The 13,386-nt window shown below is 42.8% G+C and carries 11 protein-coding genes; 6 read left to right on the top strand and 5 right to left on the bottom strand.

All coding sequences use genetic code 11. The features are described 5' to 3' along the window. Positions 1 to 473: UDP binding domain-containing protein (locus QVA83_RS12190; protein WP_287498501.1), on the top strand; the 473-nt coding region annotated here is incomplete at its 5' end. 98 nt (positions 474 to 571) lie between these two features. On the opposite strand, the gene QVA83_RS12185 is transcribed toward QVA83_RS12190, so the two are convergent. After that, positions 572 to 1,978: a mannose-1-phosphate guanylyltransferase/mannose-6-phosphate isomerase gene (locus QVA83_RS12185; RefSeq protein ID WP_156078878.1), complete on the bottom strand. Its 1,407-nt coding sequence runs from the start codon at positions 1,976 to 1,978 to the stop codon at positions 572 to 574. Positions 1,979 to 2,192: 214 nt separating this feature from the next. Between QVA83_RS12185 and QVA83_RS12180 the strand changes: the two genes are divergently transcribed. After that, positions 2,193 to 4,565, top strand: coding sequence for an Ig-like domain-containing protein (locus QVA83_RS12180; protein WP_156078877.1), 2,373 nt, complete (start codon positions 2,193 to 2,195; stop codon positions 4,563 to 4,565). Between the two features lie 76 nt (positions 4,566 to 4,641). Here QVA83_RS12180 and QVA83_RS12175 read toward each other — a convergent pair whose 3' ends face one another. Beyond that, entirely contained in the window at positions 4,642 to 5,028 is a 387-nt protein-coding gene (locus QVA83_RS12175) for a type II toxin-antitoxin system VapC family toxin (RefSeq protein WP_156078876.1), read from the bottom strand. Then, positions 5,028 to 5,258: a type II toxin-antitoxin system Phd/YefM family antitoxin gene (locus QVA83_RS12170; RefSeq protein ID WP_156078875.1), complete on the bottom strand. Its 231-nt coding sequence runs from the start codon at positions 5,256 to 5,258 to the stop codon at positions 5,028 to 5,030. The genes QVA83_RS12175 and QVA83_RS12170 overlap by 1 nt, the downstream gene beginning before the upstream one ends. Positions 5,259 to 5,701: 443 nt before the next feature. On the opposite strand from QVA83_RS12170, the gene QVA83_RS12165 reads away from it, so the two are divergent. Continuing rightward, on the top strand, positions 5,702 to 6,376 hold the full coding sequence (locus tag QVA83_RS12165; RefSeq protein ID WP_156078874.1) for a YkgJ family cysteine cluster protein: 675 nt from the start codon (positions 5,702 to 5,704) through the stop codon (positions 6,374 to 6,376). A 46-nt stretch (positions 6,377 to 6,422) separates the two neighbouring features. On the opposite strand, the gene QVA83_RS12160 is transcribed toward QVA83_RS12165, so the two are convergent. After that, entirely contained in the window at positions 6,423 to 7,313 is an 891-nt protein-coding gene (locus QVA83_RS12160; protein ID WP_101566000.1) for a LysR family transcriptional regulator, read from the bottom strand. A gap of 198 nt (positions 7,314 to 7,511) precedes the next feature. Here QVA83_RS12160 and QVA83_RS12155 point away from each other — a divergent pair, with 198 nt between their 5' ends. Genes QVA83_RS12155 through QVA83_RS12145 form a run of 3 tightly spaced genes read left to right on the top strand, consistent with a single transcriptional unit; the run spans position 7,512 to position 11,716 of the window. After that, a complete protein-coding gene (locus QVA83_RS12155) occupies positions 7,512 to 9,239 on the top strand; it encodes an ABC transporter transmembrane domain-containing protein (protein WP_014950852.1) in 1,728 nt (575 codons plus the stop codon). Continuing rightward, a complete protein-coding gene (locus QVA83_RS12150) occupies positions 9,240 to 10,292 on the top strand; it encodes an HlyD family secretion protein (protein ID WP_014977505.1) in 1,053 nt (350 codons plus the stop codon). Next, positions 10,205 to 11,716, top strand: a complete 1,512-nt coding sequence (locus QVA83_RS12145) for a TolC family protein (protein WP_231513111.1) — start codon at positions 10,205 to 10,207, stop codon at positions 11,714 to 11,716. Before QVA83_RS12150 ends, QVA83_RS12145 begins: the two co-directional genes overlap by 88 nt. A 168-nt stretch (positions 11,717 to 11,884) precedes the next feature. On the opposite strand, the gene QVA83_RS12140 is transcribed toward QVA83_RS12145, so the two are convergent. Then, positions 11,885 to 12,694, bottom strand: a complete 810-nt coding sequence (locus tag QVA83_RS12140; protein WP_287498500.1) for a hypothetical protein — start codon at positions 12,692 to 12,694, stop codon at positions 11,885 to 11,887. Between the last annotated feature and the right edge of the window lie 692 nt (positions 12,695 to 13,386).

Below are 13,386 nucleotides of genomic sequence, written 5' to 3'. Positions count from 1 at the left end.
TCGGTTTAGACCCTCGTATTGGTAATCACTACAACAACCCAAGTTTTGGTTACGGTGGTTATTGCTTACCAAAAGATACTAAACAATTGCTCGCTAACTACAGTGAAGTGCCGAACAACATGATTCAGGCTATTGTAGATGCTAACCGTACGCGTAAAGATTTTATCGCCGATTCAATTGTAAGCCGTGGCCCCAAAATTGTGGGTATCTATCGCCTTATCATGAAGTCTGGTTCTGATAACTTCCGAGCAAGTGCTATTCAAGGCATCATGAAACGTATTAAGGCTAAAGGTATTGAAGTTGTAGTTTACGAACCAGTACTTAAGGAAGAGGAGTTCTTCCGTTCTCGTGTGGTAAATGACTTAGACGAATTTAAGAAAATCTCTGACGTAATCGTAGCAAACCGAGTTACGGGCGATATCGAAGATGTACTAGATAAAGTATACAGCCGCGACTTGTTCAACGCTGATTAACCCAAGTTTGGGGTCAGAGTACATTTTTCCACGTAAATTAAAAAAGCCAGGTTCATAACCTGGCTTTTCTTAGTTAGACAAACTGCCTTACACTGCATTTATTTATCAGACCGTCCATACCTGTCAGAAAAGCGAACAATGTCATCTTCCCCAAGATAAGCTCCAGATTGTACTTCAATTAGTTCTAGTGGAATCTTTCCTGGGTTTTCTAATGCATGAACTGCCCCAATAGGAATATAAACAGACTCATTTTCCGTTAGCATTTGCGTTTCATCGCCTATTGTCACATTAGCTGTTCCCGATACTACAACCCAGTGTTCAGCTCTATGATGATGCATTTGAACTGATAGTTTTTCGCCTGGCTTCACGGTAATACGCTTAACTTTAAAACGTCCACCATTGTCTATTGAATCGTAACTTCCCCAAGGTCTGAAAACTTCGCGATGAAACTCAAATTCAGGGCGCTTTTCAGCTTTCAAACGGTTCACAACGGTTTTGATGTGTTCTGCGTTTTTCTTATTCGCCACCATAACAGCATCTTTGGTTTCAACTACAACCACGTCTTCCAGACCAATAACTGCAACGAGGCTGTGCTCGGCATTCACATAGCTGTTAGTGGTGCCTTCTAATAAAGTGTCGCCAGTAGTTACATTGCCATTCGCGTCCTTCTCTCCCGTCTCCCAGAGAGACGACCAACTGCCTACATCAGACCAACCTGCATCTAGTGTTACCATCGCGGCTTCGGAAGTTTTTTCCATCACTGCATAATCGATAGAATCACTTGGGCATGAAGCAAAAATGTCTTTGTCTACACGAACAAAGTCGAGATCTTTTTCGGTTTTTTCAATCGCCTTTTTACATACCGAATATATGTCAGGTGCGTGCACTTCCAGCGCCTTTAAAAACGCACTGGCTTTAAACATAAACATGCCGCTATTCCAAAAATACTCACCTGAACTTACGTATTGTGTTGCGGTAGGCATATCTGGCTTTTCAACAAATTCACTTACATCGAAGCCAATATTCAGCTTGTTTCCGGCTTTTATATAGCCGTAACCAGTATGAGGCTGAGTGGGGACAATACCGAAAGTAACTAACTTACCTTGTTCAGCTAGAGCCTGGGCTTCTTTAATTTTGGTACGAAACGTATCGCTATCTTTTATTAAGTGATCGGCGGCTAATACCAAAAGAACAGGATCACCCCCGTTTTCGCAAGCTTGAAATGCAGCAAGTGCAATAGCAGGAGCGGTATTGCGACCAACTGGCTCTAAAAGAATGTCGCTGTTATCGACACTTATTTGTCGCATTTGCTCGGCAACAAGAAAACGATGCTCTTCGTTACAGATAATAGAAGGTGGCAAAGACTCTATGCCATTGAGTCTCAGTACAGTGTCTTGAATCATCGTTTTGTCAGAAGTAAGAGACAGGAACTGTTTTGGTAAAGCGGCGCGAGACTTTGGCCATAAGCGGCTTCCGGTACCACCTGCAAGAATGACTGGCTTCATTTGAATTCCCTAGTTTTCAAATACATTTTATGCATCCAGTATACTGAGTTATGGGCGAGATAAAAATATTTCGACGTGGCTTTAATCGTTAGCCAAAAAAAAGAGCATTTAATTTTCTAGTAGTTATCTTAATTATTGCTTAACAATAGGTTATATTCAGCCAGATAAATTCGAAGTCTCATAGTAAATTACTCTAAATACAAGGACGTTCAAAATGAACAAAAGCATTATTGCTATTGCCGTTAGTTCAACTCTTCTTGCTGCCTGTGGCGGTTCCGACGACAACAACCAACTACCAGTGCTTGTCGCAGACTCCGCGGTTACACTCAATGGTGACGCAGTATCTATTGATGCACTTGCGAATGATACCGATCCTGACGGCGATGCTTTAACGATATCGGCAGTTGGAGCGCCAGATGTTGGTGAAGCCGCTATCATCAATAATGAGATAGTGTACACACCTACAGCGTTGGCGATGGGCGAAGTCAGTTTTTCATATGATGTAACTGACGGTGAAAACACAGTTAGTTCAACGATTACAATCACGAATCAACAGTCTGTTTCTATTTCGAGTATTGCAACCGATGCGCCTTTAGCGAATGCAGAGGTGAGCGCGCTCGATGCAGGTGGAAATGTAATTGCTTCCGTGCAGGCCGGCGCGGATGGTCGATTCACGCTTCCTATTACTGTAAGTGCTGCGCCCGGCGATTTAATTCTTAATGCAGTGGGCACGGAAGAACAAGCCCATGTAACGCTATCATCGCGAGTCGGTGACTTCACTACGATGCGTAACCTTAGCATCGAAAATAATACCGATGAACTTAACAGCGATCTATTTCCTGCAGGCAAAATAACTCATTTAAGTACGGCTATGGATGTACTCTATTCGGAGTATAAAGAGAACGGCGGCGAGGGAAGCTTCGATACGTTTGCAAGTGAAGTGGACTTCGAAAAGGTTTTAGGATTGGCCAGCTTCATAAAAGTTCTTGCTGATAATAGCGAGTTCTCGGTTCCTGAAGGTATGAGCACATTGTCGTTTTTTACCGGAAGCCTAGTCGATGTACAAAGTACCATTAGAAAGTATGTTGATAGCCTGGGTTTGTTAAGTGAAAGCGGTACTTATGACGAGGCTTATGTAGAAGCAATTAATGCTGCTCGAGCAGAAACTCTCGAAGATGAATCGTTACAACAAAATTACGTAGATGCCGACATTGCGGGTGCGGTTTTTGCGACTTACTTCCACTCAGAGCAGCAAGCTGGCAAAGGCATGACAGCTTACACGTTCAATGCAGATGGCAGCGGAGAAAAAACGTCTGCGGAAAATGCATTTAATATTTATTCAGATGAATTTAACTGGAGTGTTGTAGACGGAAACTTAGTTATTGACGAGCTTGACTACACGCGAAACGCAAACTTGGTATTTCTTGATGAAGAAATCTATAGTCGGTATGAGCAAGGCGTAGTCAATGAAATTCATAGTTATGCCCGTGAATATGACATCATATATTGGGAAACCGAAAGAACGACAATAGACGAACGAATGGAGTTGCTTACACAGTCTGGCGGCCACGCACTTGCAGTGTTAACAACTACTACTGAGCTTTCCATCACACCGATGAATAACATACAAGATAAACCAACTTTTACTACTACCTACGAAACTACCAGCGACGTAAAGTACACCGACACCACAGCATCTACGTTTGCCGTAACCGAGGAAGACCTGCTTGCATCACCTTGGGTATTTGCTTATCAGGGAAGTTATACGTATGACAAAGACTACTTAAATGAAGATGAGCGTACTGAAGTTGGTATTTTGAACGACCAGTTCACATTTAAAGATGATAATACCTTTACGTCTCTTGTTTTTGATGTGCAAGGAACATGGCAGCTAAATGATGGTGTTATAGACATTGAATTGGAAGATATGTCTTTCACAGTTACGCCCTTTAAAGCGCAGAATAATTTCGTGCTGGCGCTTTATGAATTTGACAATGATGGCGTAGCGATTAAATACACTGGCGATATGCACGCCATAGACTATGAGTTGGCCGAAGACTTCAGCATAGAGAGCTCATTACCTAATGTTTGGATGTCTTCTTACAATGAAGCACTTTTCGTAGACGGTGTACCGTTACCCGATGACTTATTTGCTTATTACTTTTACGCGGACGGTACGGCTGGGAGAATTTATTCCCATATGGAAGAGCCATACTTTGTAGGAGATCGTGAACTTTATAACTTCCAATGGACCGCAGACGACAACGAGGTCAACATCATTGGGTTACGCGAAAGTAACGCGTTTACTTTCAACAGAGAATACACTTGGAAATTACTGGGCTCAAAGCAAGAAGGTGTTGTTACAATACTTGAAATGCAGGCTAATAAGGTTGCTTATAATGATGAGTATACTGATTCTGACGATTTTGTTTTCAACATACTCCCTCGTTTGAGTTTCACCTTTAAATTGAACCTTGAAGAACAATATCCTGAATTTTGGGAAAATACAGACGTAGGTAGTTTAAGCGCGCCTGAAAGCCCAGCTGGCATTGCTCTGTCGTTTTCTTCGGAGTTGATAGCTCGATAGTTCAGTGAAGTAATGGCGCTAGTGCATTAAAGCTAGCGCCAACGCTTTTCAGTTACCGGAAACACCGACACAACTATCACTTTAAAGCGTCAATCAATCTAACCCCGTAAGCGGGAAAGTGTTCGTCTTTCGTTAGTATTTGCAATCCTTCAGCTTGAGCTTGAGCAATCAGCATTCTGTCAAATGGATCGCGGTGGTGCATTGGCAACCTCCCCGCTTGCTGGCCGTGAAATAAATTGATAGGTAAGGCACTAAAACCTAACTCTTCGATAACCGACTCAATATCATCTGGTGCCGTAAGTTTTCCCAATTGCTGCTTTATCGACATTTCCCAAACAGACGCGGCGCTGATATAAATGTCGTTTTCAGTATTAGAGATATGCTTTTGAGCGTTATGACCTAATTGCTCATCTCCACTCATCCACCAAACTAAAACGTGGGTATCTAGTAAGATTCTTTTCATTACAAACCGAACATATTTGCTATATCTTCGTTAACCTCTTTTGAGTCGAAGTCTTCAGTAGCATGAACTTGGCCTTTGAATTGCCCAAAAGTTCGTTTTTTTGCTGTTTTATACGGCACTAGCTTCACTGCTGGTTTTCCCGACTTGGCAATAACTACTTCTTCACCGGCCTCTGCCCGTTCGACAAGTTGGGATAACTTACTTTTTGCTTCATGCATATTGGCTTGCATTTAAAATTCCTTATGGACTTAGCTAAACTTAGCTATAATAATAGTTTGAAAAATCAACAGTTGCAATCGCGTCTTCTACTCAGCTCAAATCTAACGCTTGTAGCTCCAAAATCTGACAAGCAGCCAAAGCAAATACCTACCGTGTCAATGCTACGGTTCCCTTGAGCATTAAAGATCATTCACAAAAAACTTCCCAAATCCCAAAATCCAAAATAGAATCCGCACCAATTCAACCCCTGCCATTAAGCCTCAAGCTTACGCACACCCGGCGGGGAAGAAGCATGCTTTAAAATATTGGGGTCAGAGTACATTTCTTCCTCCAGTACGATCTGTCAATTTGGTTGCCAAAATCAATAATCAGAATGTTGAGTTCATGCTACCTATTACATTACACCAGCATGAACATGTATTTGTTTTAGTTTGCTTTTACTAGCGGAGTCGTTATGAATAGGCTGCGTGAGCTGTCCAGCCAAGTGATGGATGTTTACCAATCTCTTTCCCAAGAATTCAGTGCATATCAATCTAGCCAGTCACTAAACTGTGTTGAGAAATGTGGTGCATGTTGCAATAACCCCGACATTGAAGTGTCGCCATTGGAGATGCTGCCTTTAGCACTTCATCTGTTTGATACAGGACGGGCTGAACAGGCGTTTGACGAGCTAGACAGCTACAGCGGCTTCGCCTGTAAACAATATCAACGCTTAAGTTTGGACGGTAAAGAAGGCTACTGCGGAATTTACGAATACCGACCTGGCATTTGCCGTATGTTCGGTGCAGCAGGTTATAAAACCAAATCTGGCGAAGCCACACTTTCGGTGTGTAAACCAATTAAGCAAGCTGTACCAGAGAAGTATGCGGCCGCGCTGATTGCTATACAGCCACAGCATTTAGATATCTTTGAAAAGCGATTTGTGGATGATATTGCCGCAAATAGTGAGGTTCGAGTTACATCGACAAAGCCGCCAATGATCGCAGAAGGCAGACAAAAACTTGCTCAAATAGATTATGAATTGGGGGAAAGACTTATTCCTATTAATGACGCACTACGTTTTGTGTTAGAAAAAATTCTAACACTGAATTTTTATGCTCAAGATATAGACGGTGGTGTTGCTGCTTAAATTAAGTGGGGGCAGAAAATGTACTCTGACCCCACCATTAAGTGCACTACGTTAGAATTCCGCGAGCGGCTTCTACGATTGCCTCACTAATAGTGTAGTCAGCACGGCTTTTGCCAGTAATGGCATAGTATCTCTCATTTAATGTGCTTGCGTTACCAATACAGTGCACGCCATATTGCTCTTCTACATGCTTTGAAATTGCCGATGGTGCGCAGAAAACACCGAAGTCTTCGCTGCCAAAAAGTTTGAGCAAAGCAGTATCGTCAAATTCGGCTACAACTTTAGGGTACAGCTGTTCTGTCTCAAGCCAACTTGTAAGTGCTTGCCGTATTCCTGAAGTATTACCCTGAATTAGCAACGGCATTTGATTTAAACACTCTGGAAAAGTCTGTTCTTCAGTAAGCGGTGCTCTAGCAAAGAAGCTCAACGAACTTTCGCCCAAGAAAAAACTATTGGCGCTTATTTGTGTACCAGGGGCTATGCCTCTGTCTGCTAGAATGAAATCGATGGCGTTAATGGCGAGCTCTTTCAACAAACCGTCGAAGCTATCCTCTTTTATCACGTATTTAACCTGTGAAAACCTACGCATGGTGGCATGCACAAAGTCGTAAAAAAGCACTTTTGGAATACCATTAGTAATACCTATCACAAATTCTTTCGTATTCACTTCATCGCTATTGTTAAGTATTTCAGCTAGTTGATTGCCTTTATGAAATATTTCGCTGGCATACTGATAACTTACTTTACCTCGCGCGTTCAGGTATAGGCGCTTATTTATTCTATCAAAGAGAGAATAACCTAGCTGATTTTCGAAGGTGCTTAGTTGCCCGCTTACGGTTTGCGGGGTAACGTGGAGTAATTTAGCGGCTTTCGCAATGCTACCCTCACGGGCAACAAGATAGAAATAATATAAATGATGGTAGTTTAGGTGATGCATACTTTAACAAGCTACTCGACTATTAAGGTATTAGGGGCAAGAAATGTACTCTGACCCCATTTTTTTCGATGAACTATTAAGAATATAACAGATTTATTCTAACTAACTATTGCAATACACTATCTAGCGTTGTTTTTGTACGATTAAAAACGGCGCGTCACTGATTTTTAAGCTAGCGGTATAATTGAAGACATAACTATGGCTAAACCAATTGATTTACGTAAAACGCGAAAGACCTTATTTTCGCTATTGAAACCAGAGGCTGGCTTTTTTTGGGTTGCTATCGCATACGGCGTAGCAATAAGTTTAATGACCCTTGCGGTACCTATAGCGGTTCAAACGCTGATTAACAGTATCGCCAATATCGGTTCAACTCGGGCAGTTATCATATTGGCCGTCATTCTATTTCTTACTTTATTTATATCTGGCGTATTTAGCGCGCTTCGTATGCGAGTGATGGAGTTCTACGAGCGTAAAGTTTACGCCCGCCTCACCGCAGACTTAGGGCTAAAAACTATTCTTGCGCCCCACAGTTTTTTTGAAGGTCGACAAAACGTTAGCATTACACAGCGCTACTTCGACATAATGACTTTTCAAAAGAATATGCCGTCTTTAATGATTGATGGTTTCGCGCTTGTACTACAGATGCTGGTAGGTTTCACACTAGTATCATTCTACCACCCAGCGCTTTTCGCGTTTAATGTGGTGCTTTTACTTACCATGTATGCGGTTTGGAAAATTTGGGGGCGTGGTGCTAAGCGCACGGCTATTGAATTGTCTAACGCGAAATACGATTCTGCAAAGTGGCTACACGATATTGCAATTGCTCACGAATTCTTTAAGTCAGCTGATCATGTTGAATACGCAGGGCGCAGCACCGAAGGTTATATCAGTAACTATGTGAAAAAGCACAAAAGCCACTTTCACTACACCTTTTCGCAGGTGGTTATGTTTCTATTGATGTATGCCGTGGCGAGTGCTTCGCTACTTGGTATCGGTGGTGTTCTGGTTGTACAAGGCGAGCTTTCTATTGGTCAGCTAGTGGCTGCTGAGCTTGTGATGTCTGCTGTTTTCTTTGGGTTGTCTCGCTTTACCCAATATTTAAAACTTTACTATGAGTTATATGGCGCTGCCGAGAAGCTGGGTGGCGCTCTTGACATGCCGCAGGAAGAGCTCAATACCTCGGAACATATACCAGCTTCTTCTAAATTGGTGTTTAACGATGTTGAACTTAAACATGGTAATGATGCGTGCCACCTCAATGTTATCTTCGAACCTGGCACTAAGTATTTTGTTACTACTGATAAAAGTTGGGTACAGAAGCAGCTGCTAGGATTGTTGAAGCAATATGACCGCGTTAAATCGGGCGACATCTTGTTAGGAGAGCTTAGTCTAAACGATTACGACACCCATGAGTTACGGCAGGCCGTTACCATTCTAGATCGTTCTTTAATTATCGAAGTTTCTGTAGAGCGCTACTTAAAGTTGGCACATCCTCAGGCAACCATCGCGGATATTCGCGCTGCGCTTGAGGAAGTAGAAATGACCAAAGTGATAGATAGCTTACCAGAGGGTTTGCAGACTAAAGTATCCGTATTAGGGGCACCGCTGCAGCCATTGGAGTTTTTGTTGCTTAAACTTGCCGCCGCAATTATTGGTAAACCTAAACTGCTCATTTTGAATCAGCACTTCGACGCAATACCGGTAGAGTTGAGGGCGCGACTTCTGCGACGCTTAAGTAAATATGATTTTACCGTCATGTATTTTACCAATATGCCACTGCCAGATTGTTTCGAAGGTGTGTTGCATCTGCACGATAACGCAACGGCAATGTTAAATGAGTATTCAAATGGTGAGTCACCGATTAGTGCTGCTAACGCAAGCGAGAGCAGCACGGCTTCAAAGAACAATAAGGAGGGTGAGTAAGTGAATCACGCAGAACGTCGCTTTTTAGATAACATCACTTCATTGCCTTCATTGAAAGTGCCAAAGCTTCATCGTGTAATTACCGGAGTTATCATCTTCTTGGTGTTGGCAGCTGGATTAATTTTGTATTTCACACCATGGATCCAAACGGCTTATGGCACCGGTATGGTCGACTCGCTCGATCCTAAAGACAGAACCCAACCAATAAATGCGTTAGTTGATGGACAAGTAAAGCAGTGGCACGTAAGGGAAGGCCAACAAATAAAAGCCGGCGAGCCAATCGTTACCTTAATCGATATTGATGCGCAGCGACTTGAGAAGCTGCGGTCTCAGCTTTCAGCAGCGAACTTAAAAAATCAAGCTAATGAAACAGCAGTAAGAAATGCTGAGAACAACCTGGCGCGTCAACAGTCTCTGCAAGAGCAAGGGCTGGTTTCACGCAAAGAAGTAGAACAGGCCGAGATAAAAGTGCAGGAACTGCGAGCAAAAGCTGCCGCCTCTGTTTCGGAAATTAATGAAGTAAGCATGATTTTATCTCGTCAATCGACGCAAACTAAATATGCACCCGTTGATGGTACGGTTGTTCGGTTGCTATCAGGCGGTGTGTCAACGTTCGTAAAGTCGGGTGATATTCTTGGACAGTTTATTCCAGCAGATGCGAAACGCAGCGTTCGCGTTACCGTGAGAGGGTTAGACGCACCGCTGGTAAAGCCTGGTGCAAAGGCGCGTTTGCAGTTTGATGGCTGGCCTGTTTTTCAGTTTAGCGGATGGCCGGGTAGTGCAATAGGTACCTTTGGTGGGGAAGTTGTGTATGTAGAGCCTGTTGCTAATGCTACTGGCGATTTTAACGTGTGGATTAGACCTGACGAGTCTGATATTCCTTGGCCAGCTGAAAGTTCTGCGCGTTTGGGAAGCCGGGTTAAAGCGTGGGTGCTATTAGAAGAGGTGCGTCTAGGTTACGAGATGTGGCGACAGTTGAACAACTTCCCGCCATTGCCAACGCAAGAGCCTACTACCGGTGGAGCCAAGGGGGCTGGGGCATCAATATGGTAATTCGAAGGTTTACATTAGCAATGCTTGCAACTGTTGCGGTTATTAGCACTCATGTTTCTGATGCAGCAGCGCAAAACAAAAATACTAGGCAAGCACCATCAATCGATGCACTTATCCAGAGTATGGTGAACTATCATCCCTACGTTATGGCGATAAATGAAGGAAACTATCAAGCTGCCGCCGAGTTAGAAATAGCAAGAAGCAGTTTTGATCCGTTTATAGAGCAGAAAACCAGTAGCCGCGTTAGCGGATATTACGATGGCACTAATTTAACGCAGCGCTTTTCTAATCCGTTCGAAGACTTTAATGGCTCAGTTTATACCGAGTATCGTATATCAGACGGTGATTTTCCAGTGTACGAAGCCGATTACGAAACCTTGTCTGGCGGCGAGGCTAGTGTGGGCATTGCCATCTCCCTACTTAAAAACAGAGAACTGGATAAGCGTAGAACGGAGTTAGCCAATGCAGGGCTAGCGACTTCACAATGGCAAGCGTTAGCGACAAGTTTAATTAATGACTTTGTTTACAAAGGGGTTAGTGAATATGTTGCGTGGTACGAAAGCGCATTGCAGGTCAATGCCGTTACAGAGTTGCTTAACACCGCAACACAACGTGAAAGAGCGTTGGTGACCCGCGTAGAGAAAGGAGATTTAGCCAATGTTGTGCTGACAGAATTTAAAGCCAACATTTTGCAACAGCGCCTTTTGCTTGCCGAGCTTAAGCAAAAGCGAGACGCACATGCTCAAATGCTTTCTTTTTATTGGCGTTCACCTAAGGGAGAAATGTTGATAGTAGATGAAGCGAACCCGCCGAAAGATATCAACTGGCCTTTCTGGGTTGGTAACGGTCAGCTTATGACTCTTCGCAATGCCCTTCGTAATCACCCTGAACTTGATGTGATGAAATTAGAACAGCAGGTGGTAAATAACAAGACTGCGCTGGCTAGTAACGCGTTATTGCCGAAGTTAGATTTAAAAGCATCGGTTGCAAGAGATATCGGTTCTGGTCCGTCAAATTTAGACGGTACCGAAACAAAAGTAGGTCTGTCGTTTTCCTACCCTTTAGGAAACAGGAAGGCGAAAGCTGAACAAGCCCAATTACAGTCAAAGCAAAGAGAGCTAGAGCACAAGCTAACCTCTACTGAGCAAGCGATAACTCAGCGTTTTGAACAAGCGCTAGTTTATTGGGGGCAGGCGAAAGACATTGTTGCTCTTCAAAGTGAAAATGCGGCGCTAGCGAAAACCCTTTCTAAAGTAGAAAAAACACGTTTCGATGCAGGTGACAGTGATATGTTCGTGTTAAATGCGCGCGCACAAAATGAAATTAAGGCCCAAATAAAAGAGATAAAAGCGAAAGTGGACTTACTAAAGGCAGAACTAACCCTTTACAAAGAAGCCGCTATGTTGCACTCCCTTAACAACTGAGCTTTTTTGAAAACATCAAGTTTAATTGCGAAGTAGGCTTGATTGCTATCGCTTGCTGCTTGTTGTTAAGAAGCAGGTAAGGGTTGAAGATACTAGTACAGCTATAAACAAAAACGGCGTATTGAGTAAATCAATACGCCGTTTTTTTAAAAATCAATTAGTAGGGGGTTAATTGCCCAGTGCACTATTAAAGTCGTCTTCGCTTAGTCCGGCAGACATAGCGTATTCTTTTAACTTATCCTGAGATACACCCGCGTGTTGCGCAGTATTTAAAATACGCATTACTTGTTCACGCTGCTGCGCAGATTCTCTCACCGCCGTTTCAACTACCGTTTCTGCTTCGTTAGGAAACACGGCCAGAAGCGCATCCACTACATACTCACCAACAAAAGGAACAGCATTCAATGCGCTTGTCATGATATCGACAATCTTATTTGGATGTTCTTGCGATAATGTCTGAACAATACTGTCTGCTGCGTCAGGTTGAGTAAGCACGGCAACACGTACAATTTCATCTAGCTCTTCAGGTGTTGAAACCGCAGCAGCCTGCACAACAAAGTCGACATAAGTTGGCTCTGCTTTTATCGCTAGCTGAACAATGTTAGGGCAGCTACTTACTTCTTTCTCAATAGCCAGCTGTACAATCTCTTCAGTAGACGCAGGTTGAGCAGAGATAGCAGCAAAAATGATCTCTCTGTATTTGTCTGGATAGGTATCTAAAGCAATATCCACAATAGACACAATTTCTTGCGGATAATGACCAGCGATTGAACTGATTGCTCGGCCAACCGACATAGTTTGGTTTACTTGACGTCTTAAGAAGGCGGTTTGAAAATGATTTGACTCGTCAGCACTTTCTACATTCGTTGACGCGGGTGGCTGAACAACATCATTTGAGGATACTTCTTGTGCCATTGCTGTATGACTAACATGAGTTGCTAGTATTGCCGCAGACAGCAGTGTAAGAGTTCGTAACATAAACCCACCTTTATAATTATTGCGTAGTCAATTTCTGACACCACCAGTATTAATACATTTATAAAGAACACAAAGCATAGGTCATTTACGCTTATATACATTCTTATACGTATTCCTTTACGCAAGCCTTAATATCTATCGCTAATATTAAGCATTAATATAATAACGGCAGGATCAAATACTACTTTAAGAACTACTACTTTATAGGATCTGAATTCCTATCCTATTAGTAATTAGTCCATATTGTCTACTAATTATCACATTTGAGCGAAAAATAGACGGTTGGTTCAGTTTTTTCAACTTTTTCAAAATAAGTGTTGACGTGAGCGCTCATTTCCCTAAAATGCGCATCCGCTTCGGGGGAAAAGCAAAACAGCAAGCCTCTTGGAGTAAGTCTCTACTACCATTATAGGCCAGTAAAGACGGGAGTTTAGAAGAAGCGCTTCAGAAAATAAATTTTCAAAAAGTGTTGACAACGAAAACTTCCAGCGTATAATGCGCACCTCACTCGAACAGGGTGGGTCACTAAGAAGCAACGGCTTCAAGTGAATGTTCTTTAAAAATTTAGACAAGACAATCTGTGTGGGCACTCGTTAAGAGTGTCACAACGACGATTCATATTTCGATATATTTAATTGAAGAGTTTGATCATGGCTCAGATTGAACGCTGGCGGCAGGCCTAACACATGCAA

Origin of the sequence: Alteromonas sp. AO-Serp (genome assembly GCF_017849675.1) — a bacterium.
Lineage (GTDB): Bacteria > Pseudomonadota > Gammaproteobacteria > Enterobacterales > Alteromonadaceae > Alteromonas > Alteromonas macleodii.
This window is presented reverse-complemented; position numbering and strand designations above follow the sequence as displayed.